The sequence below is a fragment of the Psychrobacillus sp. FSL K6-2843 genome (assembly GCF_038626375.1).
GTDB lineage: Bacteria > Bacillota > Bacilli > Bacillales_A > Planococcaceae > Psychrobacillus > Psychrobacillus faecigallinarum.
The window spans coordinates 188,379-214,123 of the sequence record NZ_CP152021.1; the positions used below are offsets into that span (position 1 = coordinate 188,379).

At 37.8% G+C, this 25,745-nt stretch carries 27 protein-coding genes, 1 pseudogene and 1 riboswitch; of the genes and pseudogenes, 15 read left to right on the forward strand and 13 right to left on the reverse strand.

Translation table 11 applies throughout. From position 1 onward, the window contains the following. The first annotated feature begins 118 nt into the window (after positions 1–118). Entirely contained in the window at positions 119–2,275 is a 2,157-nt protein-coding gene (locus MKY94_RS00995; protein WP_342577820.1) for a YhgE/Pip domain-containing protein, read from the forward strand. Positions 2,276–2,342: 67 nt separating this feature from the next. Here MKY94_RS00995 and MKY94_RS01000 read toward each other — a convergent pair whose 3' ends face one another. From MKY94_RS01000 to MKY94_RS01020, 5 genes are all read right to left on the reverse strand, one after another. Then, positions 2,343–3,308: a multidrug resistance efflux transporter family protein gene (locus MKY94_RS01000; protein ID WP_191697302.1), complete on the reverse strand. Its 966-nt coding sequence runs from the start codon at positions 3,306–3,308 to the stop codon at positions 2,343–2,345. Between the two features lie 12 nt (positions 3,309–3,320). Continuing rightward, positions 3,321–4,547: a peptidase T gene (gene pepT / locus MKY94_RS01005; RefSeq protein ID WP_191697301.1), complete on the reverse strand. Its 1,227-nt coding sequence runs from the start codon at positions 4,545–4,547 to the stop codon at positions 3,321–3,323. A gap of 33 nt (positions 4,548–4,580) precedes the next feature. Then, positions 4,581–5,234, reverse strand: coding sequence for a lysoplasmalogenase (locus MKY94_RS01010; protein WP_191697300.1), 654 nt, complete (start codon positions 5,232–5,234; stop codon positions 4,581–4,583). Between the two features lie 223 nt (positions 5,235–5,457). After that, entirely contained in the window at positions 5,458–5,868 is a 411-nt protein-coding gene (locus tag MKY94_RS01015) for an RDD family protein (protein WP_342577821.1), read from the reverse strand. Positions 5,869–5,895: 27 nt separating this feature from the next. Continuing rightward, positions 5,896–7,593, reverse strand: coding sequence for a M3 family oligoendopeptidase (locus MKY94_RS01020; RefSeq protein ID WP_342577822.1), 1,698 nt, complete (start codon positions 7,591–7,593; stop codon positions 5,896–5,898). Positions 7,594–7,747: 154 nt separating this feature from the next. Between MKY94_RS01020 and MKY94_RS01025 the strand changes: the two genes are divergently transcribed. After that, positions 7,748–8,497 (forward strand): DUF2087 domain-containing protein, encoded by a 750-nt coding sequence (locus MKY94_RS01025; RefSeq protein ID WP_342577823.1) that lies wholly within the window; start codon positions 7,748–7,750, stop codon positions 8,495–8,497. A 157-nt stretch (positions 8,498–8,654) separates the two neighbouring features. Here the strand turns inward: MKY94_RS01025 and MKY94_RS01030 are convergent, their stop codons facing one another. Further along, a complete protein-coding gene (locus MKY94_RS01030) occupies positions 8,655–9,242 on the reverse strand; it encodes a YdcF family protein (RefSeq protein WP_342577824.1) in 588 nt (195 codons plus the stop codon). Positions 9,243–9,255: 13 nt separating this feature from the next. Continuing rightward, entirely contained in the window at positions 9,256–9,897 is a 642-nt protein-coding gene (locus MKY94_RS01035; RefSeq protein WP_154311911.1) for a glycerol-3-phosphate acyltransferase, read from the reverse strand. Between the two features lie 145 nt (positions 9,898–10,042). After that, a riboswitch (SAM riboswitch) is annotated at positions 10,043–10,158 on the forward strand. Positions 10,159–10,278: 120 nt separating this feature from the next. On the opposite strand from MKY94_RS01035, the gene MKY94_RS01040 reads away from it, so the two are divergent. Both MKY94_RS01040 and MKY94_RS01045 read left to right on the forward strand, forming a co-directional pair. Further along, positions 10,279–11,571 (forward strand): aminotransferase class I/II-fold pyridoxal phosphate-dependent enzyme, encoded by a 1,293-nt coding sequence (locus MKY94_RS01040; protein WP_342577825.1) that lies wholly within the window; start codon positions 10,279–10,281, stop codon positions 11,569–11,571. 123 nt (positions 11,572–11,694) lie between these two features. Then, entirely contained in the window at positions 11,695–12,681 is a 987-nt protein-coding gene (locus MKY94_RS01045; RefSeq protein WP_144538345.1) for a homoserine dehydrogenase, read from the forward strand. Positions 12,682–12,741: 60 nt separating this feature from the next. On the opposite strand, the gene MKY94_RS01050 is transcribed toward MKY94_RS01045, so the two are convergent. Continuing rightward, positions 12,742–12,972: an excisionase family DNA-binding protein gene (locus tag MKY94_RS01050; protein ID WP_342577826.1), complete on the reverse strand. Its 231-nt coding sequence runs from the start codon at positions 12,970–12,972 to the stop codon at positions 12,742–12,744. 94 nt (positions 12,973–13,066) lie between these two features. Between MKY94_RS01050 and MKY94_RS01055 the strand changes: the two genes are divergently transcribed. The 5 genes from MKY94_RS01055 to MKY94_RS01075 all read left to right on the forward strand — a co-directional run bounded on the left by MKY94_RS01055 (position 13,067) and on the right by MKY94_RS01075 (position 17,137). Beyond that, entirely contained in the window at positions 13,067–13,951 is an 885-nt protein-coding gene (locus tag MKY94_RS01055) for an EamA family transporter (RefSeq protein WP_154311910.1), read from the forward strand. Position 13,952: 1 nt separating this feature from the next. Then, positions 13,953–14,552 carry a CPBP family intramembrane glutamic endopeptidase gene (locus tag MKY94_RS01060; protein ID WP_342577827.1) on the forward strand — a complete coding sequence of 200 codons (600 nt, stop codon included), beginning with the start codon at positions 13,953–13,955 and terminating at the stop codon, positions 14,550–14,552. Between the two features lie 152 nt (positions 14,553–14,704). Beyond that, positions 14,705–15,154: a hypothetical protein gene (locus MKY94_RS01065; RefSeq protein WP_342577828.1), complete on the forward strand. Its 450-nt coding sequence runs from the start codon at positions 14,705–14,707 to the stop codon at positions 15,152–15,154. A 113-nt stretch (positions 15,155–15,267) separates the two neighbouring features. Next, positions 15,268–15,792, forward strand: a complete 525-nt coding sequence (locus MKY94_RS01070; RefSeq protein WP_144538349.1) for a sigma-70 family RNA polymerase sigma factor — start codon at positions 15,268–15,270, stop codon at positions 15,790–15,792. Continuing rightward, positions 15,785–17,137, forward strand: a complete 1,353-nt coding sequence (locus tag MKY94_RS01075; RefSeq protein ID WP_342577829.1) for a DUF4652 domain-containing protein — start codon at positions 15,785–15,787, stop codon at positions 17,135–17,137. The genes MKY94_RS01070 and MKY94_RS01075 overlap by 8 nt, the downstream gene beginning before the upstream one ends. A 24-nt stretch (positions 17,138–17,161) precedes the next feature. Here MKY94_RS01075 and MKY94_RS01080 read toward each other — a convergent pair whose 3' ends face one another. The 3 genes from MKY94_RS01080 to MKY94_RS01090 form a co-directional block, all read right to left on the reverse strand. After that, complete coding sequence (locus MKY94_RS01080) at positions 17,162–17,332, reverse strand: hypothetical protein (RefSeq protein WP_154311906.1); 171 nt, start codon at positions 17,330–17,332, stop codon at positions 17,162–17,164. Beyond that, positions 17,325–17,702 (reverse strand): nuclear transport factor 2 family protein, encoded by a 378-nt coding sequence (locus MKY94_RS01085; RefSeq protein ID WP_144538351.1) that lies wholly within the window; start codon positions 17,700–17,702, stop codon positions 17,325–17,327. The genes MKY94_RS01080 and MKY94_RS01085 overlap by 8 nt, the downstream gene beginning before the upstream one ends. A gap of 223 nt (positions 17,703–17,925) precedes the next feature. Next, positions 17,926–18,582, reverse strand: coding sequence for a LytTR family DNA-binding domain-containing protein (locus tag MKY94_RS01090; RefSeq protein WP_191697293.1), 657 nt, complete (start codon positions 18,580–18,582; stop codon positions 17,926–17,928). Between the two features lie 199 nt (positions 18,583–18,781). On the opposite strand from MKY94_RS01090, the gene aceA reads away from it, so the two are divergent. From aceA to MKY94_RS01105, 3 genes are read left to right on the forward strand one after another with little or no spacing between them, the layout of a single operon-like run. Next, positions 18,782–20,065: an isocitrate lyase gene (gene aceA / locus MKY94_RS01095; RefSeq protein WP_342577830.1), complete on the forward strand. Its 1,284-nt coding sequence runs from the start codon at positions 18,782–18,784 to the stop codon at positions 20,063–20,065. 27 nt (positions 20,066–20,092) lie between these two features. Next, entirely contained in the window at positions 20,093–21,688 is a 1,596-nt protein-coding gene (gene aceB, locus MKY94_RS01100; RefSeq protein ID WP_342577831.1) for a malate synthase A, read from the forward strand. Positions 21,689–21,700: 12 nt separating this feature from the next. After that, entirely contained in the window at positions 21,701–21,823 is a 123-nt protein-coding gene (locus tag MKY94_RS01105; protein ID WP_191697291.1) for a YhfH family protein, read from the forward strand. A gap of 41 nt (positions 21,824–21,864) precedes the next feature. Here MKY94_RS01105 and MKY94_RS01110 read toward each other — a convergent pair whose 3' ends face one another. After that, entirely contained in the window at positions 21,865–22,746 is an 882-nt protein-coding gene (locus tag MKY94_RS01110) for a BsuPI-related putative proteinase inhibitor (RefSeq protein ID WP_342577833.1), read from the reverse strand. Positions 22,747–22,936: 190 nt separating this feature from the next. On the opposite strand from MKY94_RS01110, the gene MKY94_RS01115 reads away from it, so the two are divergent. The 3 genes from MKY94_RS01115 (at position 22,937) to MKY94_RS01125 (ending at position 25,049) form a co-directional block, all read left to right on the forward strand. Further along, positions 22,937–23,851 carry a S16 family serine protease gene (locus tag MKY94_RS01115; RefSeq protein WP_342577834.1) on the forward strand — a complete coding sequence of 305 codons (915 nt, stop codon included), beginning with the start codon at positions 22,937–22,939 and terminating at the stop codon, positions 23,849–23,851. A 106-nt stretch (positions 23,852–23,957) separates the two neighbouring features. Next, positions 23,958–24,422: a DinB family protein gene (locus tag MKY94_RS01120; RefSeq protein WP_144538357.1), complete on the forward strand. Its 465-nt coding sequence runs from the start codon at positions 23,958–23,960 to the stop codon at positions 24,420–24,422. Between the two features lie 330 nt (positions 24,423–24,752). Continuing rightward, positions 24,753–25,049 (forward strand): transporter suffix domain-containing protein, encoded by a 297-nt coding sequence (locus MKY94_RS01125; RefSeq protein WP_154311900.1) that lies wholly within the window; start codon positions 24,753–24,755, stop codon positions 25,047–25,049. Positions 25,050–25,081: 32 nt separating this feature from the next. On the opposite strand, the pseudogene MKY94_RS01130 reads toward MKY94_RS01125, so the two are convergent. Continuing rightward, positions 25,082–25,391 (reverse strand): annotated as a pseudogene (locus MKY94_RS01130) (MarR family transcriptional regulator); the annotation flags it as partial. Positions 25,392–25,745: the final 354 nt, after the last annotated feature.

Sequence of the window (25,745 nt, forward strand, 5' to 3'; positions counted from 1 at the left end):
CTATTCAACAAAAATAATGAAAAATCTAAAAATTTAAAATATAATTAATGTAGAAATAAAAATGAATGGCCATTCATTTTTTATTTCTGCATTTTTTAATTTAAATAGGGGGTTATGTATGGGTGCGTTCCAAATGTTAGGCAAGGAGTTATCCAAGTTAACAGAGAAAAAAGGGGTGTTATTTTCACTAATTGGAGTTTTGTTAATTCCAGTATTCTATGTAGCTGTTTTGTTATCTGCTACTTGGGGACCGTATGACAATCTTGACAATTTACCAGTGGCATTTGTTAATAATGATGCCGGCGCTGAATCAGGGGGAGCTCCAATAAATGTGGGGAATGATTTAGTGGCAGACTTGAAGAAAAATCCTTCACTTGGTTGGAACTTTGTATCGAAGGAAGAAGCTGAAAAGGGGCTGAAGAGTCAGAAGTATTATATGGCAATTGAAATTCCAGAGGATTTTTCTAGAAAAGTAACGACTGTACTTGATGCTAATCCAGAGGTGGCAGAAGTAATTTATACTCAAAATGAAGGTTTAAATTTCATGGCTGCTCAGGTAACCAAAAGTGCAACAGAAAAAATTCGAGAACAGCTAGGAAACAAAATTACTGAGACTTACACCAAAACATTATTTGCTAGATTTGGTGATATTTCTAATGGATTCGCTTCGGGAGCAGATGGTTCTAGCAAACTATATGAGGGGACTGCTAATCTTTCCGCAGGTACGAGTCAATTATTACAATCTCTAAATGAGAAGTCTGGAGATATCCAAAAGCTAGCATCTGGAGCTAAGACAGCCGAGGATGGCGCTAGCCAATTACTTAGTTCGATTAAAGGCGGAGAGAAAGATATTAAAAGGTTGGCTGCAGGTTCAAAAGAGGTTGTTCAAGGCTTAGACTCTCTTAAAGCAGGATCTGACCAAGTACTAAATGGATTAAAGACCGTTAGTACAGGGAGTACAACATTATCGACAGGCTTAGAGAAACAGTTAAAGCCAGGAGCGGAGCAGTTAGCAGGCGGAATGGCTAAAGTGACGGAATCCACGAAAACGCTTTCAGGAGGTTCTCAAGGGTTAACAGAAGGTTTGAAAGGTTATTTAGCAAAACATCCTGAGCTTGCAACAGATGTTGAGTTTATGACTCTTGTTGGTACGAGTGATGCGATTACAAAAGGTCTTGCTCAATTTGATCAACAGGTTCAGCCGTTAAAGCAGGGAGCAGATGCATTAGTGGCAGGAGCGACTCAGCTAACCATTGGATCTAAGCAGCTGGATGCTGGTATCAATCAATTAGTGGAAGGGCAAACAGCAGCTAATGCTGGAATTACTCGACTAAAAACAGGAGCAAATCAGGTAGCAAATGGAAATGCTACTGTAGCTAGTTCTTGGACGAAGATTGGAAATGCAGTAAACGACTTAAAAGCAGGACTTACACAAATTAGTGATGGAAACCAAACTGTTGCGGTTGGTTGGGAGACGATGACTTTAGGTGTAACATCACTAAATGATGGTGCTAATCAATTGCAATCTGGAAGTCAGGAGCTTCAAACTGGTTTAGCTGGTGGAGCTGATCAGGTTAGCGGTATTCAAGTGAGTGAAGCCAACATTACTAAATTCTCTAATCCAGTTAGCTTTAAAGGTGAAACGGTGAATAGCTATAACTATTATCGCGATTCTACTGCCCCATACATTATTTCTTTAGCTTTATTTGTTGGCATTTTAATATTATCATTTATAGTTGACTTCAAACGTCCCGTTACTTTACCTGGTTCACTGTTTAGTTGGTACGCAAGTAAACTAATGCAGCTTTCATTATTTGCTATAGCACAAGGTCTAATGGTATCCTTATTTTCATTATTCATTTTAAAGCTTCAAGTAAATAACGTTGGATTGTTTATATTGTTTACAATCTTTGTTAGCTTGGCGTTTATGTCTATTATTTTCTTCTTAGTGGCAATAGGAGGAAACATTGGTCGCTTTATCGCTCTAGCTTTCATCGTACTTCAGCTTTCTACAACAGGATCCAATCTGCCGATACCTATGTTACCGGAAAATTTACAGGCACTTAGTAAGTTTTTACCGCTGACATACTCAAATGCAGGTCTGAAAGCTGTTATTTCTTTAGGTGATCCTGGATTTATGATGGCAAATGCATTTGTGCTTCTAATCTGCCTAGTAGCATTCCTTGTACTCACGTTTATCGTATTTGCTGTTAGCTACAAGCATGTAGCTCGCTACATCGCAGAAAAAAACCAAGTGGCAGAAGCTACAGTGTAACAAGGAGTTAATCAAAATATAAAAAGAGACACTCGTCAAAGGACTTAACGAGTGTCTCTTATTTTTTCTAGTTATCTGGCCTAGTATTAGAAGTTATCAGTTTAGTACTTTGAACCGTTGTATAGTAGCAGTGTAATACCATACCGAAGATAATAACTCCTAAGCCTACTAATGCTAAGGCAGGAGGTAAAGGGATACTTAATAAAATCATTTCTCCAATTATTACAAAGATAATTTCTGTAGATTGTGTAGCCTCCACTGCCGCTAATTTTCCTTGGTTGTTTCGTACTCGATCGGTTGCCATAAAAAAGAGGGTGGTAGCGATAACTCCAGAGCTAACTCCCACGATAAAGGACTGAAATACTTGACTGCTGGAAGGAAGTCCTACAGTAAAGGCTGCATAGAGAGCAAGTATAATCCATAATGGCATAGAAGCAATAGTCATTCCAAGGACTCTTTGAAATGTATCAAGCCTGCCTTCTAAGTGCTCCATCATCTTTCGATTTCCGAGTGGATAAGCAAAAGTGGCTATTAGAACGGGTAAAACTCCTAAAAGCAACATGCTCCCGTTTAAGTTTTGGACATCAGGTACTTGTATAAGTACAATACCTACCAAAATAATCAAAGATATAAGAAGGGACACCCGTGGAATCCTCTGCCTTATGAGTCGATCTCCAACCTTTACAAGGAAAAAGGGGGCTAATAATACTCCTGAGACTATGGTAAATTGCCACATTCCAGAAATCAGCCAGCCAGGACCATAGGCAGCGGCAAAGGTTAAAGGAGCGTAGAACAAACCAAATCCTACAAAACTCCAGATTAACCAAGTTAATGGAGCAATTTTAAGCTCCTTAACCATAGTTGGTAATCCATTTCTAAAGAAAACAATGAAGAATAAAAATGGGACCATAAAAAAGTAACGAAGAGAAGAGCTCCAAAGCCAGCTCCCCCCCGATACTTCCATAGAACGATTAAGTATAAATGTAACAGCAAAAAATAGTGAGGCTAGAATTCCTAATAATATTTCACGCATGGAAGCACCTACTTAGGCCTGTTTTTCAAAAGATTGAATGATTCCCTTCATCACTTCTGTAGCCTTTTCCATTGCATCTACAGAGATATACTCGTATTTTCCGTGATAGTTTTCTCCACCTGTAAAAATATTTGGAGTTGGCATACCCATGAAGGAAAGCTGAGAACCATCTGTTCCTCCGCGAATAGGAATGATTAATGGTTCGATATCTAATGCAACCATAACATTCTTCGCTATATCCACAATTTCCATAACAGGGGTAATTTTTTCGCCCATATTATAGTATTGGTCTTTTACGTCAACAGTAATTGCTTTCTCTCCATATTCGGCTATAATTTTTTCAGCAGTATCTTGGAAAAGCTGTTTTTTAGCTTCAAATTTTTCGCGATCATGATCACGAATAATGTAGCTTAACTCAGATTTTTCTACATCTCCATTAAAATTCATCAGATGAATAAATCCTTCATTGCCATCTGTTTTTTCTGGCACGGCATCTGTAGGCATATGAGACTGGAATTTAGTAGCCATTGTAATGGAATTCACCATTTTTCCCTTAGCAGAGCCAGGGTGCACACTCTTACCATGAGTGGTCACTTTAACGCCAGCTGCATTGAAGCTTTCATACTGCAGTTCCCCAAGTGGACCTCCGTCCATTGTGTACGCATATTTTGCTTCGAATCTCTCTACATCAAATTTATGTGGCCCACGACCAATTTCCTCATCTGGTGTAAATGCTACACGGATTTTCCCATGTTTAACTTCCGGATTTTGCAGGAAGTATTCCATAGCAGTCATAATAATAGCGATTCCTGCTTTGTTATCAGCACCTAGTAAAGTTGTTCCATCTGTAGTCATCAATGTCTGACCTACATACTGTTTTAGTTCTGGAAAGTCTGTAACAGACATTACAGTATGATCATTTAGTTGAATATCCTGTCCATCATAGTTTTCGATTAGCTGAGGATTTACGTTTTTGCCTGTGTAGTCTGTTGCTGTATCCACATGTGCTAAGAAGCCAATTGTAGCCACTTCTTTATCTGTGTTAGCAGGAAGAGAAGCAAATAAGTAACCATTCTCATCTAATGTTATTTCTTCCATTCCAAGCTCTGCTAATTCCTTCTCCAATAAATGAAGTAGGTCCCATTGACCTTCGGTAGAAGGGCAAGAAGTGCTCGAAGCGTTGGATTGAGTATCTATTTTTGCGTATCTGGTTAAGCGTTCAATCAGTATTTCTTTCATGTTAAAATCTCCTCCAATATGCAAAGCATATGTTTATTTTAACAGATTATTCCGTGTAGCGGAATAATGGGAAATTATACTGAATGCAAATAGAAATTGTGCTCCGTAATATGAAAGCATTACTAGCGCATGCTCATAAGGAACGTCTATTATAAATTTGTTAATTGCAAGAATAGAGTCAGAGAATATAAACAAAGTAGCACCAATAATGACGAATTTATTCCCTGTTTGGAAAGCGTTCCATCCCATAGTTAATATCACTGCTATGTAGAGAACTACAGCAACAGCTAAAATGGTTTCCTTTTCTGACCATAACGTTCCTGCTAGCCAAATGGTCATAATGAGACCATATATTAATAATAATGCGGCTGCCCACTTAGGAATTGAATGTTTCTTAATTTTTCTAAAGGCAAAAATGTAAATAATATGTCCAATCAAAAATGTGATGAGACCAACTATAAACCAATAAATTAATCCATCTGCAAGCATACATACAAAAAGTCCTAAAATAATGAGTGTTTTATAAATCTTTGGCAAACCAGGCGCTTGATGGAACGCAAATAAAATAATAAGCAGCATAGGAATTAATTTGAACGTGATTTTTAATCCAACTGGATCATGAGGAATCAAGAATATATAGATGATTCCCATTAACGCAATAGCAATGGATAAGATTTTACTCCACATAACTGCACCCCTTTAAATTTGTTATTTACAAATATTTTCCTGATATTGTATGAGGTCCTAGTCTAATAAATTCTATATAACCACACTAAAAGGACTGAGACATGCTGTCCCAGTCCTATACTTCGGACACTAGAGATCAAATCTCAAAAAGCTGAGACCGCTCACCGCTCGGGAACTGCCTCTTCGCTTTTCTAAATTTGCTTGCCGGGGCAGATATAGGCGTTTAATCTTCATAATAAGGAGGATTATGTGTTACATAAGTTCCCCCTATAAAATCATGAAGAGCTCGCTTATCTTCACGTAAACCTACCATGAAGGCACTTACAATGACACCAATACCTAAAGTCAACCCATAAAGAAGCCCTGCGATTAAATCTCTCTTTACCATCGTCCAAATATCTACATTAGATCCGTCTATCTGGACGATTCGAATACCTGTGATTCTTTTACCTACCGTATATCCCACCCAAAAAATAGGTACTGCAAAGGAATAGAATGTCTGACCAATTGTGGTAAGCCAAGTATCACCTTCTCCTAAAAATATGAAGCTAATTAGTGATAACGGTATTCCAATAATAATTGCATCTAACAGACTTGCCCAAAAGCGTACCCAAAAACCAGCAGGATTGCTCATAAAGTATAAACCCCTTATTTTCTAATATTAAAGAGCAGCGTCGTTTACGCTATTTAAGTAATCTTCAATCGTACCAATAACTGATTCCACGCAACCTTCTTCAAAAGGAGAAATGAGATGAGCTTCCTCTACAAGCTTGGTGAAGGACATAGAGCCTCCTAATTTACAAAGGTGTAAATAATCTCTCCACGCGGCTTCACGATCCTCTCTGGAACGTTTCCAAAATTGGAATGCACAAATCTGCGCCAATGTGTAATCAATGTAATAGAAAGGACTTGCGTATATATGTCCCTGACGGTGCCAGAAGCCACCAGCTTCGTAATAACTGTTGCCATCATAATCACGGTGAGGTACGTAAATTTGTTCAATATTTCTCCACGTGGCCTTTCTTTCTGCAGGAGTCATTTCTGGATTTTCATATATAGCGTGCTGGAACTCGTCTACAGCTACTCCATAAGGCAAGAAGAGAAGCCCACTGCTTAAATGAGCAAATTTATATTTTTCTGTTTGGTCTTTGAAGAAAAGTTCCATCCAAGGCCAAGTAAAAAACTCCATACTCATCGAGTGAATTTCACAGGATTCGAAGGTTGGCCAAATATATTCCGGAATCCCAATGTTGCGACTAGTATATACCTGGAATGCATGACCTGCTTCGTGAGTAAGAACATCAATATCTCCTGAGGTTCCATTGAAGTTAGAGAAGATATATGGAGACTCATAGTCATCTACAAACGTACAATAGCCGCCAGCTTCTTTCCCTTTTTTAGCTTCTAAATCCATCAAGTCACGATCGATCATAAATTGAAAGAACTCAGCTGTCTCTGGAGATAGCTCTTCATACATTTTCTTCCCATTATCAATAATCCATTGTGGAGAGCCTTGTGGAGTAGCATTCCCTGTTAAGAAGTTAAGTGGTTCATCGTAAAATTTAAGTTTATCTACTCCAATGCGGTTAGCCTGTCTTTCATATAGCTTATTTGCGAGAGGAACAATGTGATCACGTACTTGGTCGCGGAATTTTTTAACCATTTCCGCGTTATAGTCGATTCGATTCATACGAACATAGCCAAGCTCAACAAAGTTTTTATAGCCTAGTGTAGTTGCGATTTCATGACGAATTTTAACAAGTTGATCATAAATACTATCAAATTTTTCTTCGTTTTCTTGAAAGAATCCAGCTGAAGCTTCTCTAGCCTTTTTTCTTACTTCACGATCAGTAGACTCCGTAAATTTTCCGAGTTGTGCGAGTGTATATTTTTCCCCTTCAAACTCGACTTCGGCCGATGCAACAAGCTTAGAGTAGTCAGAAGTTAGTTTATTCTCCTTTTGCATTAAACTGATTACCTCTGAAGAGAACCCCTTGATTTGAAAGTCCGCAAGATCAAATAGTTGGCTACCCCATTTCTGTTCCAATACGTTTCTATATGGGGAATTTACTAGAACTTTATAGTATTCCGTTACAAGCTCATCTACTTCAGGGCTAATTTCATCAAAGAAATCTCGTTCTTTTTGATAAAATTCATCATTTGTGTCAATAGAAGCTCGAATATAAACAAGGTTAGCCTGAGTAGAAAAATTGTTGCGAATTGCATTTATTTCTTCAATCACCGAGTTCTGCTCTTCAACAGATGTTGCTTCCTTCATTTTAGCCAATAGTTCATGAAAAGCCGTCTTCATTTCTTGTAAATCTGGTCTCTTATATTTGTATTCTTTAAATGTAACCAATGTATTTCCCCCTATATATATATTAATCTATTCCTTCTAATTGTTTATTATTTTCAGATAAATTGCAACTTATAATTTTACTTGTTTTGTTATAGATAATAATATAATATGTTTGTAAATAAATAAACATATTAAGGAGTTGTTTGTTGTATTCATGATAGAAAAATTTTGGGAAGCTACAATTGAAGAGATGAAAAAGGGATACGTGGAAGAAACAAACGTTTTTCAGTGTTTGCTATGTGGGGAACAGATAGAAAAGGGTGTCATCTACCCCGAGAATAACGTGTTATATGAAGCAGAGAAGTTTATGATTCGTCATATCGGCAACAAACATGTGTCAATTTTTGAGTATTTAAGTGGTTTAAACAAAAAGCTAACGGGCTTGACCGAACATCAAAACAGTCTGATTCGTCTATTTTTTGAGGGGAAGAGTGATTTAGAGATCCAAAAGGAGCTAGGAATAGGGAGTGCCTCAACTATTCGAAATCATCGGTTTGTTCTAAAGGAAAAGGAAAGACAGGCGAAAATATTTTTAACAATGATGGAACTGTTGAAGGAAAGAGATAATCATGCTCCTGCATTCCTGCCTGTTCACAAGAATGCAACCATGGTGGATGATCGCTACAATATCACGGAAGAAGAACAAGCTGAACTCGAAAGCAAATTTTTTCCCGAGGGGATTAACGGACCAATGCTAAAATTTCCAAAAAAGGAAAAACAAAAGCTTTCAACACTTAGAGTTATTATTCAACGTTTTGAACAAGAGAAAAATTACACTGAAAAAGAAATAAATACGATTTTAAAAAATGTCTATGAGGATTATGTGACGTTAAGACGTTATTTAATCGAATATGGGTTTTTAGATAGAAAAGATGATGGCAGCACTTATTGGGTAAAGGATTAACGATGAATTAAAAAGAGCCTCAAGTAAATTCTGCAAGAGCTTATAGTGGATAGAAAGATAGAGAGGAGAATCGATGCAACAAAGGGAGCTTGAGTAAAGAAGTCAATTCGTTCTTTTAGCTGGGGAGAGATTATAATTTTTGCATCTCTCCCTTTTATTATTTTCCAGATACAAAGGTTTTGAGCAAGGCAGCCCTTTCACGTAATCGCAATTTTGCCTCTGAAATTTGTGGTGTCTTAGCAGCAACCACATCTGCATTCCATCCTATTCCTTCTGCAATAATCTTTGCCCGTTGTAGATGAAAATCGCTCGTAATAATTGTGACAGAGGTAACGCTATCGGGTAGAAGCTGTTGGGAGAACAGAAGGTTTTCATACGTAGAAGTGGATTGATCTTCTACGATTATTCGACTCTCGGGGATTCCATTCTCCATGAGATATTCCTTCATAACCGCTGCTTCCTCTATATCCTCGTCCGGTCCTTGTCCTCCAGTCACAACGAGCTTTACATTATGATATGTGTTTGCATATTCTAGTGCGGCCTCTAGACGATATCGTAGTGCAAGAGAAGGGATCTGGCCTTGTTTAACCTTGGCCCCTAATACAATTGCGTATTCATTGGAGCCGTTTGCCTTAGGTTTTAACCCATCCTCTAGCCATTTGCTTGTAAGCATCCACATACCGAATCCACTAGTTGCCATTATTATTAAAGGAACTAGCACAATCCACCTCTTTTTTTTGCTCATTTAACCACTCCTTTTACAGTGATGGCTTTTTTTTCTTCATAACAGAGGAAATCTTTACTTCTTCTTTTCGAATTAACCGCTGAACATTCTCTATATGTAAGAACGATGCCATTAGAAATAGAAATCCTGCAACTATGATTGGGCCTATTCCATCTGCGGTCCATATAGAGGCTCCTATAAAGATAAGGTAGAAAAAGAATACACCTATCAATAAATAATCAGTCAAAAGTGTGATGCAGATTAACAATAATAGTCCTGCTAATCCAACCGGCCAATGTAACGCTAGCAGTACTCCAATGATGGAAGCTGTGCCTTTACCGCCTTTAAATTTCGTGTAAATAGGAAAGTTATGCCCTAAGATTACAGCAGCACCAGCTATATACAGCAAAAAATCAAGCTCAGAGGTACTAAGTGAGGTCAGCTGCGGAGCAATTAATCTTGCCCCAATAATCATAATTGCGCCTTTTAAAATATCTATGGCTCCTACTAAAACGCCATACTTCCATCCAAGCACTATGGTGGCGTTGGAAGCTCCTGAATTATTTAAGCCTTCTTTTTTTATATTAACACCACTCATCCATTGGGCTAATTTTGATCCATGAATCGAACCAACTAAGTAGCCTATTAAAAGAATGCTAACACTCCAAATAATCATTCTATGACACCCCCAAAAATAATATTCTATCTATTATATTAAACGATTATAAAATGATGAAGTTTCAGAATTTTATATAAAATAACTTGACTTATAAATAACGGAGGATTTATACTGTGTAACAAGATGGAACACTAATCTAATACTCTTATCAAGAGTGGCGGAGGGAATAGGCCCTACGATGCCCGGCAACCACCAAGTTCTTTTACTTGGAAAGGTGCTAAATCCTACAAATTCTTTTATGAATTTGGAAGATAAGAGGAGGAACATGTCAATTTGACCCCTCTTCTTAAGTGAAGAGGGGTTTTTACATTGGCAGTTCTATAATCCTCTCCCGCCTCCAAGCATCCATCTAATCTACTAATAACGGAGGAATTCAAAATGACAAATCTTCAAAAAGAAACACTTCTATTGCATGGTGGACAACAACCGGATCCAGTCACAGGATCAAGAGCGGTACCGATTCACAAAACAACCTCATATGTATTTCAAAACACTGAGCATGCTCAAAATCTATTTGCATTAAAAGAGACTGGTAACATCTATTCCCGAATAACAAACCCAACAGTTGATGTTTTTGAGCAAAGAATTGCATTACTTGAAGGAGGTACTGCCGCAGTGGCCCTTTCATCAGGGATGGCAGCCATTGCATTTTCTATTTTAAATATTGCAGGCGCTGGAGATGAAATTATCGCAGCTGAAAACTTATATGGAGGGACCTTTAATCTTTTTGCTCATACACTTCCTCGCTATGGAATTACTGTAAAGTTTATAGATTCAACGGATCCTGAGAATTTCAGATCAGCAGTTACTGAGAAGACAAAAGGTTTTTTTGCTGAAATTATTGGAAATCCAAGCTTAAATGTACTGGATGTGGAGCAGGTAGCTACCATTGCGAACGAAGTGGGGGTTCCATTACTAGTAGATAATACTTTCGCTACTCCGTTTGGTTCAAATCCAATTGAGCATGGCGCTCATATTGTTATCCATTCGGCGACAAAATGGATTGGAGGTCACGGTACAACAATTGGTGGAGTAGTAGTTGATGGAGGTAACTTCAACTGGAATTCTGAAAAATTCCCGGGCTTTACAGAGCCAGACGTAACCTATCATGGTTTGCGCTACGGAATCGATGTTCCAGGCGTGGCATTTGCTATAAAGCTAAGAGTCCAGTTGCTACGTGATTTTGGCCCTTCTCTAAGCCCAGAAGCAGCTTTCTCCTTTCTTCAAGGATTAGAAACACTTCACTTACGAGTGCCAAGACATAACGAAAATGCCCAGAAAATTGCGGAGTACTTAAATGACAATGAGGAAGTTTCATGGGTTAACTATTTAGGGCTTGAAAGCCATCCTACACATGAACTTGCTAAAAAGTATTTAAAGAATGGATACGGTTCTATTTTGACATTTGGAGCAAAGGGAGGTAGAGAAGCAGGTAGACATATTATCGATAATATAGAGATTTGGTCACATGTAGCAAATGTGGGAGACGCAAAATCTCTAATTATTCATCCAGCTTCCACTACTCACCAACAACTTACACCGGAGGATTTAGTAAAAACAGGGGTTACAGAGGATCTAATTCGCTTGTCTGTAGGCTTGGAGGCAGTAGAAGATTTACAAGAAGCACTTGGAAAAGTACTTTTAGAGAAAACAAATGTCCTCTCTATATAGAATTTTGTTGTTAACTGAGTGGAAATAGTCTACAATATGTAAAATAGTCAATTAGTTAATTGAAATTTTATTCAAGTACGATTATTTAAATTCAATTGTACAGATTCATTTGGAGGAGACAGCATGGCAAAAATAAAAGCAGCAATCTTAGGATTTGGAACAGTCGGCCAAGGGATTTATCACATTGTGAATGAAAAACGAGAAGACTTAAAAAAGTCATTAGGATTGGACATCGAAATTTGTGCGATTCTCATTAATAATTTAGCTAAAGAAAGACCCGAGACCCCAGGCGTATTAGTGACAGATGACTTTGAGGATATTGAAAATATTCCTGGGCTTCAAGTAGTTTTTGAAGCAATAGTTAACGAAGAGCCGGCTTATAGCTATTTATGTAGAGCGATAGACAAGGGCTGTCACGTCATTACAGCAAATAAGGTCATGTTCTCAAAATATAGTATCCCATTGCAGGAACGCGCAAAGTCACGAGGAGTTTTTGTAGGGTATGAGGCGACCACTGCAGGTGGAGTCCCAATTATTAAGACATTAAAAAATCTACTTCAAGTAAACTCAGTAAAAAAGATTCAAGGTATTTTAAACGGAACGTCCAATTATATTTTGACACAAATGCGTTTAGAAGAATCTCCATTTGAAGATGCGTTAAAAGAAGCACAGTTATTAGGGTATGCGGAGGCAGATCCTTACAATGATATCTCTGGTCAGGATGCATTTCGCAAATTAATGATTTTAAGTGCATTAGCGTTTGGAAAACAGCCTGATTGGAACGAGGTACGTGTAGTAGGAATCGATGAAATTACATTAGAGGATGTGCGTAAAGCGAAGGATACCGGGCTCCGTTACCGCCATGTGGCAGAAATCGAACAGGATGAAAACGGAGAGCTTTATGCTTCAGTAGGACCTCAATTAGTGGGACCAGATCATCCGTTATATGCTATTGAAGGTGTAAATAATGCTGTATCCTTAGATACGAACTATATTGGAACACTAACATTGGTAGGACCTGGAGCTGGTATGTATCCTACTGCTAGTGTAATGGTAGAGGATTATGCAGAGATCATTGGAAAACGCGCAGGTTTTTTCATTACTATATAAAAAAACAAAAGGACATTTCCCAAGGAAACGTCCTTTTTGTTTGATGTATGCTTAAAACGGTTAGTCTTCGTCTTTTACGTCTATGTCTTCTGGAATAGGAGTGTTTCGCCACTCGTCGATTTGGCGTTTCAATTCTTCCACTTGCTCTAAATGGGTTTCGAACTGTGCACTATTGACGACATACTGCTCTCCGTCAAAGACAGCACGTATCTTTTTTTCGGCTATATACCTTTTGACCTGAACAAGTGGCATAGACAAGAAATCAGCCGTTTCTTCTACTGTCATGTACATGTACAAATCCCTCCTACATATTAGTATAATGGAGAAAAAGAAGTAACTCAACGCTCCTACTTATATTTTAGTGATAGCAGAAAGGATGAAATGAGTGACTGTTATACCATACATATTCGTATTACTCGGTGCCATGCTTTGGGGAACGACAGGCACTGCCCAAACATTTTTACCAGATAATGCACATCCATTTATTATTAGCGCAGGGCGTTCAGCAACGGGAGGAATTCCTTTGCTGATCGTTATGATTTTACTAAAAAAATTTAAGTTTCGCTCTTGGCCATGGAAAGAAACATTATACGCTGCTATTTGCATATCCCTGTTTCAATTATTATTTTTCTCATCGGTTCGTTTAACAGGAGTGGCGATTGCTAGTGTGGTGGCTATAGGAAGTGCACCGGTATTCTCCGGAATGGTTGAGTGGATCTTCTTTAAAATGAGACCGACAAGAGTATGGGGTCTCTCTACTGGACTAGCAATAGTAGGCTGTCTGTTTTTATTTTTAACGAAGGGTGAAGTCACTATAGATCCCGTCGGCATTTCGTATTCATTGATCGCCGGACTTATTTTTGCCTTTTATACATTAACAAGCAAATCTCTTTTGCAAAAGGAAGAAGCGATACCCGTGGTAGCGATGACATTCTCGCTTAGTGCGTTTCTGTTAACACCATTTCTCTTTGTGTATGACATAAGTTGGCTAGCTGATGCAGGGAACGTGGGAATCATCTTCTATTTAGGATTAGCTACAACAAGCGTGGCCTACGTTTTGTATGGTTGGGGTCTTCGCAAAATCCCAGCCTCCTCTGCACTGACCTTGTCTCTGGCAGAGCCGACTACAGCAGCCCTTCTTGGTGTGGTTGTCGTAGGTGAGATATTGAGTGCTACTTCTTGGGTCGGTATTGGCCTCCTGCTTGGAAGTATTGTCATTCTGACTGTAGGCAGTAAAGCAAACAAAGAATCGAAACAGGTGGAGGTATAGGTTGAAAAATGTAAGCAAAAGACAAGTAAATCACATGAATCTGAAGAGTGCTATACCAGCATTTATGGGCTTGAATCTATGTTGCTTGGCAATCCTCCTTTTTATGGTGATAGAAGACTATTTGGCACTTTCAAGCGTCTTATCATTTAATGAAGTTTCGAAAATGATTATCTTAATAATCTTCGCATCGATTGTTTTAACCCTATATGGAATTTTACTTACCTATTTAACCTCAGCAGAACATATAAATGATACGAATAAGGGATATCAAAACAACTCGATTTTTGAAATTGTCTCGTTTATGTTTGTAGCTGCACTTTTTGAGGAACTACTTTTTCGAGGAATTATCCAAAATGTCTTATTTTTAACCTTGGAACATCAATGGCTTGCAATTATTTTAACTGCTTTTTTGTTTATTGCATTTCACATACAGTACTATAGGAAGCCGTGGATGCTGCTAAATATCACAGTTCCAAGCTTAGTGTTAGGCTGGAGTTATTTTTATACAGACAATTTATTGGTCCCTTTATTTATTCATTTTGTAAACAATGTTGGTATTACGATATTATTTAAATTTAATGTGATAAAACTAAAATCTTAATTGGAACCGCAGCCTTTTAAAAGGGGCTGTGTTTTTTGTTTTCAGGGAAAGGTGAATGAGTGCGACTTGTTGAATAATATAAAAAGAAGTCCTAATTAGGAGAGGAAAGCTTAGTTTTATTATTGTGGCTCCAAAAGGGAGGAGGTTGGACGATGAAGAACAGATTCGCAACAATCATTTATTTTATTGTCTCAATTGCTTTCTTTCTCCACTTACTTTATGATTCACGCCAATATTTACGAATTGATCCAACTTTATACTTTTTATCAGCTTCGATACCTTTAATATTATTATCGTATGTTCATATTTATATAGTGTTGATGGATGAAAAAGAAAAACTCTTTAAAACGATCGTATCGTGCTTAATTGGAATTGGTTGCATTACTTTGTTCTATGAAATTGTTAAGCCTAATTATACGTATGTAGAAGCACAGGAAATAGTGGAGAGGGAGTACAAGGTAGAGGTAATAGAAAGTTTTTTAACCACATCAATTCAAATTGAAACTGGAAAAGAAGTTTATTCTATAAAAGCTATTCAGGATTCAAAAAAAATTTCATTAGTGTTTAACCCATATACAAAAGAGATAATCATTCTAAAGTAACAAGCTGTTTCGTGCATATATCGAAGCAGCTTTTGTTAATATATCCACATTTTAAAACGTGCGAGTAGGGAGCCTCGTCTATTAGTAAAAGGTAATGGGAAGGGGGATGGGAAGTGAACGGTTATCTAGAGGAACAGAGATTTCAGCAGGTCATGCAAGAGCATATGGATTATTTGCTGAAGATTGCCTATTTATATGTAAAGGAATGGCCGGCAGCAGAGGATATTGTTCAAGAGGTTTTTTTGGCCTTTTATCAAAAATTCGAGCAGTTTGAGGAACGTGCATCCTTGAAGACGTATCTTGGACGAATGACCATTAACCGATGCAAGGACTATTTAAAGAGCTGGCGATATCGAACTCATATATTAACTAATTCATTTAAGACACCATCCAAAAAATCAAGAAATCGAATCGTAGAAAACGATGAAAAGTCAGAACTGGCAGAGTCCGTGCTGGAACTGCCCTTAAAATATCGCGAGGTTATCATTCATTATTATTTTGAAGAGTTATCAGTGCTGGAGATTTCACAGCTATTGACCATTTCAGATAATACTATAAAGACAAGGCTCAGGAAGGCCAGGGCACTTTTGAAGGAAAAATTAAAGCATGGTGAATGGGAGGTGCTTATACATGAATGATATCAAACGACAACTGCTATTGAAAATAGGGGACACCTCTGACCGTGCTGCTAGAGTGCAGGAACAAATCCAAAAGAATAAGAGAAAGCGCGTAAAAAGAACACCAGAGCGATTGACCTATTATGCAACTATTCTTGCGTTTCTCGGCATGATAACTGTCGCTAGTATATTAATAATTCCTAACTTTTTAACCGAAAAGCAAGCGCAGCCTTCAGAGGAATCACCTATGACGGTTACTCCTAACGAGGAAAACAAAGAGGAACCGAATCAGGAAGAAGACCTTACTTGGACTTTAAGAGAGTATTTCCCGAGCAATAGCAAATCTGTATTTGCAGGAGGATATGAGGATAGTGGTTCTACTATAGATACAATTTGGATCAATCAATTCTATATAAAACAAATAATAAGTAATGCAGGAGAAACTTTCGAAAATATTTATCGAATAAAAGAAAATAAGTTGGAACTAGTGTACAGAGAAGTGATGGAGGCTACTTCTCCAACAAATATGACATTCGAAGAGTTAGAGTCCTTGCCTACCATAGAAATAATTTTAGAAGCTCCTTTTCAAGCAGGAGATCAATATGGATATGGAGGTACACTTGGTGAAGGAGTTATTGTCTCACTAAATGAAGAGATTACAACGCCCTTAGGCACCTTTACCGATGTCATGGTAGTAGAAACAACCGCAGATGCTTATCGTGCTAGAAGCTACTATGCTCCTAATTATGGATATGTAAAAGGGATATCTGAATACTGGGATGAAGAGAAAGGCAACTATGTGATTGGGGTAATAGAGGATATTACAGAATTTAAGCATACTAAGGAGACTGATGATGTTGACAACAAAACTCCAGAGACATTTGCAAAGACTATAAAATCTGATTACGAACCTGAGTTCCACTCTACTTGGGTACCTTCTCCAAATGGTGGACTTCGAGCGACAATCGAAGGTCTTGGAGAACAAGCAGGAGAGGAGGGCATTGGCACACTAGTGATTGAAAACATTGAAACTAAAGATTCGCTTATTTTTAAACTGCTTGAGGCAGAGCAAAACAGTCAGTATACACCAAAAGATGTAGCGTGGATTGACGAACAACGATTATTTGTAATTATCGGATATGGATACGGAATGGTAACGGCTGGTGGAAAGCTGTACATGTTGGATATCGATAAGAATGAAGTGAAACCAATTATTACAGATTTAACTAACAAGGAAGAGGTTATGTCTGTAAAGGTTAATGAAGACGGAACTTTCACATACCAGTTACATGTATATGATACAGATGCCATGGAAAGTTCGGAGAGTCATATAGAAGAAGAAACATTGGCTTTACCAAAGCATTGAGAGAGGGATCGTTATCCCTCTCTTTTAATCTAATTTGTTTGTGTTCTGAAGATTGTCTAGCTTTCTAGAAATCTCTTTTAATAGTTCATTGCGCTCTTTGCTCGAATGAACCAATGTAATGACAAACCAGATAATAAAAATCCAGAATGCAAAGAAAAGAATAAGAGGGATAATTGCAATAATTGTATTAATCATACTTCTCCTCCTTTACTATTTTATTGCTTAAATGCTCATGAATGAGTAACCACCTTCCTTCTTCCTTCACGAACACATTCGTAGCTCTACCTTCTCCACTTGAATACTCTCCATTGATGTACCCTTCATAAAAGTAAGTATAAATACAAGTGGCTGAAGTTTCACCTTGATGAAGCCAGTATACATTGCGAGCTTCATAGTTTTCGTCTTTTACAATGGTCCAAGCATTTTCAAAATAAGTCTGAATTGCTTGATGAGTGGTACAGGTTTGATCAGAAAAAAAATAAACGGCATCTTTGTGCAATACTTTTTGTACTTCTTCAAAGTTGTGGGTATTAGTTGCTGCTATATAAGTGTTCAATATTTCCATGATTATCCTCCAAATATGTATTATTTTTATAATATAGAAAACTTTTCGTGAAAACAACCGAGGTTTGAAACTAAAAAGGAGCTTCCAATTGGCAGCTCCTTTTGTTTATGTCCATTTAGCGAGATTTATGACCGCATAAAAAATTTTATGACCGTTCATAAGGAAAATACGACCGTATAGATTTTTTTATGACCGGATACAAGTATTTATGACCGTTCAGCTTTCAAAATCCCAAAACGTTCCTAACCTCCGCCATATAAGATTGGCTAACGGGTAATTCCGTACCGTTCGTTAATACAACTAATAAATTTGATGAAAAGTCTCGAATGATTCGATCAATAAAGGAGATGTTGACGATATAAGAGCGATGTATACGTATAAAATTATCGGGTAGCCGCTTTTGAAGATCCTTTAAAGGAATAGTTGTTTTATACGTCTCTCCGTCTGCGTAAAACCAGGTCTTCTTTTGCAAACTTTCCATGTATTCTATTTTTTCAATGGGCACTGGCTTCCATTCATCTTCCTTTTTTCCTGTAAGAAATCGAAAGGGTTGAAACTTCTTCACGCTATGTTGTGGAGGGAGTATTACAACTAATACTGCATCTTCGCCATTAATCTCTATTGGGTATCCCACCCCGTAATAAGGTATATGAAACAATTTATCGTCTAACACAGCTTCCGCTCTGCATCCACTCTTCAAAACTACATCTGCAATACTTCCTGGCTGTACCTTCTGTCCTTCTTTTAACTGGAGATCATGCTCTCCTGCGTAGTAATAGATGTACTGGTCTTTAACGGCAATTGCGATGGAAGCCTCCTTAGGAATCCACTCCTCTAGCAGGCTACTATATCTCTTTAATTGGTTTTTCGTTATTTCCATTTATACACCTCCAAGGTCAATTATTTGCATTCATCCATCCTATTTCTAATTCATCCCTTTAAAAAAGCAACCTATCCAAAAACCGATACAGAATAAATCCTTCTGTTATATATTAGATTACAAGAAACGATGCTGTTATGATACAGTAAAAAAGACATATTTTCAATTATCGAAAAATTAAGGAGAGGTGTGTTGAATTATGATAAATAGACAACAACAAGTAGAAGAGCTTAGAAAGCAATGGGAAGAGGATAGCCGTTGGAAGGGAATAGAGCGCCCTTATACTCCAGAAGAGGTTATTAAACTTCGAGGATCGCTACAAATCGAGCATACATTGGCGCGCAAGGGAGCAGAACGCCTTTGGAAATCTCTTCATACAGAAGATTTCATAAATGCCTTAGGAGCCCTAACAGGAAACCAAGCAGTACAGCAGGTAAAAGCAGGTCTTCAAGCAATTTACTTGAGCGGCTGGCAGGTGGCAGCAGATGCTAACCTTTCAGGTCAAATGTACCCAGATCAAAGCCTTTACCCGGCAAACAGCGTGCCAGCAGTAGTTAAGCGTATTAACCAAGCTCTACAACGGGCAGACCAAATTGACCAAGCAGAGGGGCGTGAGGATGAGTTTGATTGGTTTGCACCGATCGTTGCAGACGCTGAGGCTGGTTTTGGTGGACCACTAAATGTATTTGAATTAATTAAAGGAATGATTGAAGCTGGGGCAGCAGGCGTTCACTTAGAGGACCAATTAGCCTCCGAGAAGAAATGTGGTCATTTGGGAGGGAAAGTTCTACTTCCTACGCAAAATGCTATCCGCAATTTAGTAGCAGCTCGTCTAGCAGCAGACGTGTCAGGGGTACCAACCGTTTTAATCGCACGTACAGATGCAGACGCTGCAGATATGGTTACAAGTGATATCGATTCAAATGACCATGAATTTATTACTGGGGAAAGAACGCCAGAAGGCTTTTACCGAACAAAGGCAGGTATCGACCAAGCAATTGCACGTGGTTTAGCATATGCACCATACGCAGATCTAGTTTGGTGTGAAACGTCCCATCCAAGCCTAGAGGAAGCAAAACAATTTGCTGATGCCATCCATGCTAAATATCCAGATAAAATGCTTGCATACAACTGCTCTCCATCCTTTAACTGGAAGGCTAATCTGGATGAAGAAACGATAGCTGAGTATCAAGTAGAACTAGGCAAGATGGGTTACAAGTTCCAATTCGTTACACTTGCAGGTTTCCATTCACTGAATCACAGCATGTTTGAGCTTGCGCATGAATATAAAACTAAAGGCATGGCAGCTTATTCTAAATTGCAGCAAGCAGAGTTTGCCAATGAGTCAAAGGGGTATACAGCTACCAAACATCAGCGTGAGGTTGGTACTGGCTACTTTGATGAGGTATCTCAAATTATATCTGGTGGAACTTCCTCTACAACTGCAATGAAGGGATCCACAGAAACAGCACAATTTGCTTGATCATTGAAGAAATGGGAGGGTAAAGGAATGGAACAAACAACTGCAAAAAATATTGAAGTAGTAGGGAATGAAGTTGAAGGAATGTACGAAATATTAACGCCAGAGGCTTTGGATTTCATCGCTTCACTTCATCAAACATTTGATGATCGAAGAAAGGGATTACTGATTGCTCGGAGAAAACGCCAAGAAAGGCTAGATAATGGTGAAAAGTTAGATTTTCTAGCAGAGACGAAGCATATCCGAGAAGGGGATTGGACAATTGCCCCAATCCCTCAGGATCTACAGGATAGAAGGGTAGAGATTACAGGGCCGGTCAATCGGAAAATGGTCATCAATGCCATAAACTCTGGAGCCAAAGCATTCATGGCCTGCTTCGAGGATGCAACATCTCCTACGTGGGAGAATATGATTGAGGGTCAAATCAATGTGAGGGATGCAGTTAAAAAGACGATTTCTTATATTCAACCTGAAACGGGTAAAAGCTATCATTTAAAGGATGAAACAGCAGTGTTGCTCGTGCGTCCAAGAGGTCTACATCTCATGGAGAAAAATATTCATATAGATGGAAAACCGATTTGCGGCAGCTTCTTTGACTTCGGTTTATATTTTTTCCATAACGCAAAAGAGGCAATCGAGCGGGGAACAGGACCGTACTTTTATCTGCCAAAGCTAGAAAGTCATCTAGAGGCTAGACTGTGGAACGATATCTTTGTTTTCGCTCAGGAGAAGCTAGGTATTCCACTGGGGACTATAAAAGCAACTGTATTAATAGAAACAATTATGGCGTCATTTGAAATGGATGAGATTTTATACGAGCTAAAAGAACATTCTGCAGGATTAAATTGTGGACGCTGGGATTATATTTTCAGCTACATCAAGCGCCTCGGCAATCAGCCAGGGGTAATCTTACCAGACCGAGGCCAGGTGACAATGACTTCTCCGTTTATGAGAGCATATACGCAGCTTTGTATTCAAACCTGTCACAAGAGAAATGCTTCCGCAATCGGTGGCATGGCAGCCCAAATCCCCATTAAGAATGACGAAGAGGCAAACGAGGCAGCCTTTGCCAAAGTACGGGAAGATAAAAGAAGAGAAGCCTCTGATGGTCATGATGGAACTTGGGTGGCCCATCCAGGGCTAGTACCAGTAGCATGGGAGCAATTCGATGAGCATATGCCAACCCCAAACCAAATCCATCGTAAACGAGAGGATGTGCAGGTAACTGCGGAGGATTTACTTGAAGTGCCAACTGGAACAATTACGGAAGAAGGACTTCGATTAAACTGTAGTGTTGGGGTTCAGTATATCGCTTCTTGGCTTCAAGGAAATGGAGCTGCACCTATTAACAACTTAATGGAGGATGCAGCGACGGCAGAAATTTCTCGTACGCAGGTTTGGCAATGGGTTAGACATCCAGAAGGAAAGCTAGAGGATGGAAGGAAAATTACAATGCCGCTTGTCGAGCAAGTTCTAACAGAGGAGCTAGGAAAGCTAAAAGCAGATTTCGGCAATGATATCTATTTGTCCGGTAGATATATGGAGGCAGCAGAGCTTTTTTTGACTCTTGTAAAAGAGGATAACTTCATTGAATTTCTAACAATTCCAGGCTATGCAAAACTATAGGAGGTGATTGGAATGAATAAACCTACAAGTGAAAAAAATTCAAAGATTTGTCGCGAATGTGGATGTGTCATCCAAGAGCAAGTAGAATCTCCATTATTCGAATGCGAACGCTGTCTAAACAAAAGAAGTGAATAAATAAAAAGAGCTTGGAGGCAATCCAAGCTCTTTTCATTTCATTAATTTGGTTTTGTATATTGTTCATCTCTTGTAAAGGTGCTAACTGCTCCCATATGTGGAAGAACAGCCGGGCTTCCATCTTGTTGCACGAAATCAATCTCCTCTAATTTAGGGAAGTTCTCAAAGTAGGAATGAAGGACTTTACCAATGAATAAATACTCCCCAGCCGTACCTTGTACGTTTCCTGTAGTTTTATCCATAACAAGCACTAGCTTTTTATCGTCATTTTCAAATCGATAGTCCAACAAACCGACTTTAGTTGTATCTATTTCCTCAAATATTTGCTTCACCATATCACCAGATGGATCGATTTCTACCTCATAAGGCTCCACGAATTCAGCATTATCGTCCTCGCGATAAAGAGTAACTTTACTTATTTCTTCTGCAGGAGGGGCGCTCTCCTCTGCTTTTTCCGTACCAGCCCATTCATAAGTAGTTTCAACTTTTTGGTCACTAAGTTCAGGTGCTAATGACCAAGCCACCAGCGTATACTTTCCAGCAGGTACATCCACGAGCTCATTTTCCAGGTCTAGCTCAAAGGTAATTTCTTCATTTGGCTGAAGCTTTTTTTCTTGAATTGCTTGTGTAAAGCTTTTATTTGCAGAGTACGTATATACTACTGTTTTATCTTGGTCCAGTAGCTGATATTCCACTTCCTGGCCACTGGTAAATGACAAGGTACTTTCTTTATTTGACTCGTTTTTTATAAGGAAAACTGCTTCTCCATTAGCGTCCACGTTTAACTGAGTAGACACTTTAGACTCAGTTTCTTGCTGCTCGCTTCCCGTCGTAGAATTATTTTCATCATTATCATTAGTTCCGCAGCTTGCAAGAATTAAGAGCATAAAAACAGTTAGCAAACTCCATAGCATTTTTTTCATCTTGTTCACTCCTTTAAAACATTAGACAGTTTTTGCGCGAGAAAGTTTCAGATAAGACGGAAAAATAATAGAATAGATGCTACAATTAGATAAAAATGGTATTTTATAGGGTGAAATATTCTTATTTAGTTGTTAATTAATTTATATATAAGAACGATGACATATAAGGTGAACAACATATAATTTTAGATTGGAGTTGAAAATTATTGATAAATTTCGTTCATTAAATGTAGTCCAAGTCATTTTAACGATCTTTTTTTATCTTTTATTTCTAATATTATATCTTCAAGATTACATTGATGGAATCTCGTTTTTACTAATATTACTGATTAGCCTTATTGTTTTATCTATCTCAATGATTGTGCTTCGAAAAAAACGAGCAACGAGACGAAAAATTGGAATTTCTCTATCCATACTTCTCCTATTATTTTGCTATGAGCTGCCGCTGTTAGGGTTTATTTCAAAAACACAGGTAGCAGACGTATACTTAGAGCCAAGGCAGACAGTAGTAGGTTCAGGGATCTATATAGTAAGCGTTGCTTCTATACCTTTAGATAATATGGAAAGCAAACAGGAGGCACAGGAATATTTGATAAGAACAAATGAAGATTTTTATAAGATTACTAAATTGACGAATCAAATACTTTATAAAGAAAAAAATAAGACGCTATTAAGTTGGATACACCTAAATGAAAAATCTCCAAAAGACAAGATGAGAGAGAATCTGAAGCAATATTTCGGGAAAGAAGAGGTAAGGCTTACCGATTATTTTAAACATGATCAAGCTATAGGAGATAGCTCGGGGCTTAGCTTATTACTAACAGAACTCATTATAAAAGGCGAATTGCAAAATAGGTTAAAAATTGCTGTTACAGGGGCAATAGATGGAGACGGAAACGTATCAGCTATAGGAGGCTTGAAGGAAAAGCTACAAACTGCAGATAAATACGATTTTCACTTTATGATTATCCCGAGCGAAAATGCAAAAGAAGCGGTAGCTATTCAAAAAGAATTAAAACTAAATATGGAAGTCTATGATGTTGAACATGTAGATGGAGCGGTTGAACTTATTAATGATTTGAACGAAAAATATAGAAATAACTGAGAAGGTTTTTTGAAGAAAGAGGGATTATTTAAGTGGATGTTGAATAATTTTAATAGGTTAGTGAGGCTGGTTGATTAAAAAATGTTTTTTAAAGGAGGGCGATAAGATGGATGTTTTCAAAACCCAGTATGATTGGATACAACGTACAAGGGAATCTTTATTTGATTATTGCGAAACGTTGTCACCTGCAGATTATGTTAAAGAGCTTGAAAATTTCGGTGGTGATTCAGTTCAAAGTCTACATGTTCATGTAGCTAACTGTTATCGAGTATGGTTAGGAAATCGTGCACTTGGGAAATCACTTTCCAAAATAGAAATAGAATCAGTAAACAATGTCGAGAAAATGCGCGAGATTTTCAGGGGAACGGATGACTTGGTTTATGAATTTCTAAAAAAATTTAGTGGTAAATGGGATGAAATTAATAAGGTTGATGGAAGAGGGGAATTTACAGCATTGTGGCTTTTTACCCATACCATCACTCATGAATTTCACCATAAAGGACAAATCGTTAAAATAGGAAGACAACTTGGGTATATCCCGCCAGACACTGATCTCATTGAACCTCAATAGTTAGAGACTAGCAGTTTTGAGATGGCTTCGGATCGTAGAGTCCTACTATCGTAACGGTTAAAGGGCAGTAATTTAATAAAAAGTAACATTGAGGGCATCCAATCGGGTGTTCTTTTAATATTTGATAGGAATAAAATGCACTTTCCTTATTGAACTTATACAGTAGGAAAGTTGAATTAGGAAAGGTGAAAATCGTAACGTATTTATAGAACAAACTTTTATATAATAGCTTGATTTTAGAGGATGCATTACCTAGTAATTAAACCATCTTTCCCATATAATTTATTTTAGTTAAGTTAACTAAAATAAATTATATGGGAGGGCTTAGCATTGGAAAAAGAACTATTGGAAAACAAAAATAAACAAAAGAAACCATTTCTATTTAAACTTGGAATAGTACTTCTAATCCTTTATCCTATATTTTGGGGGGCCGCAGCCATCGTACCTTTCACCTCATTGCCAACCCATATAAAGGCTACTATCATTCCCGTATGTATAGTAGTTGGCGAAATCATATTCTTGATAGGTGCTGTATTTGTTGGGAAAGAAGTGGTGAACAAATACAAAAACAAGTTAAACCCGAAAAACTGGAGAAGAAAAGGTGACAGTCAAGAGCATGAAGAATGAAAATATAGCTGAGAAAGTCAATCAAACAATTGAACCTGTGGCATAAATACGTCACACTCTTTTTTATACAATAACCCCTTTTCTCCAAGTTCCACTGAAAATGTACGCTTATCTTCCACTTTTGCTTTCTAATAATATATCCTTCTGCCTCAAGTTTAACTAACTGTTGACTGATTGCACTCTTGGTTATATTCATTTTTTCCGCCAACTTTGTAGTAGTAGATGATGGGGCTGAATAATTAATGTTAGCAACGTATATTGTTGATTATTTAATTGAAAATTCATATAATTTATTTCTTTTTCTTCTAGCAACAGCCATAGCACTATGCTGCAGAACGTCAATTCATGACAACATTTTGAGTGCGTTGGTGCAATTCTTCATTAATGTTTCTAAAGACAACGATATGTATAAGCTAATATAGAGACTGATTAAATTCATATCTTTAAAACCACCGACTAGAGAATATGTTAGGTGGTATTTTTATGAGGAAAAGTATATTTAGTGTACCCCGTTTAAAAATGCTCATGACGTATTTAAAATAAATATTGTAAAACTGTAAAGTTCTGCAAGTCAACAATATCAAAGAAATCAATTAAATATATAAATTTCTTAAGATTTTCTTCAGAATTATACTGCTGGAATGTTAAGAAATGAAGGTTACAATAAGAAACATAAGAAAGCGATGCGGAGGAGGT

Coding starts and splice junctions, on each gene's coding strand:
- MKY94_RS00995 (WP_342577820.1), top strand. CDS start 119: ATGGGTGCGTTCCAAATGTTAGGCAAGGAGTTATCCAAGTTAACAGAG.
- MKY94_RS01000 (WP_191697302.1), bottom strand. CDS start 3,308: ATGCGTGAAATATTATTAGGAATTCTAGCCTCACTATTTTTTGCTGTT.
- pepT (WP_191697301.1), bottom strand. CDS start 4,547: ATGAAAGAAATACTGATTGAACGCTTAACCAGATACGCAAAAATAGAT.
- MKY94_RS01010 (WP_191697300.1), bottom strand. CDS start 5,234: ATGTGGAGTAAAATCTTATCCATTGCTATTGCGTTAATGGGAATCATC.
- MKY94_RS01015 (WP_342577821.1), bottom strand. CDS start 5,868: ATGAGCAATCCTGCTGGTTTTTGGGTACGCTTTTGGGCAAGTCTGTTA.
- MKY94_RS01025 (WP_342577823.1), top strand. CDS start 7,748: ATGATAGAAAAATTTTGGGAAGCTACAATTGAAGAGATGAAAAAGGGA.
- MKY94_RS01030 (WP_342577824.1), bottom strand. CDS start 9,242: ATGAGCAAAAAAAAGAGGTGGATTGTGCTAGTTCCTTTAATAATAATG.
- MKY94_RS01035 (WP_154311911.1), bottom strand. CDS start 9,897: ATGATTATTTGGAGTGTTAGCATTCTTTTAATAGGCTACTTAGTTGGT.
- MKY94_RS01040 (WP_342577825.1), top strand. CDS start 10,279: ATGACAAATCTTCAAAAAGAAACACTTCTATTGCATGGTGGACAACAA.
- MKY94_RS01045 (WP_144538345.1), top strand. CDS start 11,695: ATGGCAAAAATAAAAGCAGCAATCTTAGGATTTGGAACAGTCGGCCAA.
- MKY94_RS01050 (WP_342577826.1), bottom strand. CDS start 12,972: ATGTACATGACAGTAGAAGAAACGGCTGATTTCTTGTCTATGCCACTT.
- MKY94_RS01065 (WP_342577828.1), top strand. CDS start 14,705: ATGAAGAACAGATTCGCAACAATCATTTATTTTATTGTCTCAATTGCT.
- MKY94_RS01075 (WP_342577829.1), top strand. CDS start 15,785: ATGAATGATATCAAACGACAACTGCTATTGAAAATAGGGGACACCTCT.
- MKY94_RS01080 (WP_154311906.1), bottom strand. CDS start 17,332: ATGATTAATACAATTATTGCAATTATCCCTCTTATTCTTTTCTTTGCA.
- MKY94_RS01085 (WP_144538351.1), bottom strand. CDS start 17,702: ATGGAAATATTGAACACTTATATAGCAGCAACTAATACCCACAACTTT.
- MKY94_RS01090 (WP_191697293.1), bottom strand. CDS start 18,582: ATGGAAATAACGAAAAACCAATTAAAGAGATATAGTAGCCTGCTAGAG.
- aceA (WP_342577830.1), top strand. CDS start 18,782: ATGATAAATAGACAACAACAAGTAGAAGAGCTTAGAAAGCAATGGGAA.
- aceB (WP_342577831.1), top strand. CDS start 20,093: ATGGAACAAACAACTGCAAAAAATATTGAAGTAGTAGGGAATGAAGTT.
- MKY94_RS01105 (WP_191697291.1), top strand. CDS start 21,701: ATGAATAAACCTACAAGTGAAAAAAATTCAAAGATTTGTCGCGAATGT.
- MKY94_RS01110 (WP_342577833.1), bottom strand. CDS start 22,746: ATGAAAAAAATGCTATGGAGTTTGCTAACTGTTTTTATGCTCTTAATT.
- MKY94_RS01120 (WP_144538357.1), top strand. CDS start 23,958: ATGGATGTTTTCAAAACCCAGTATGATTGGATACAACGTACAAGGGAA.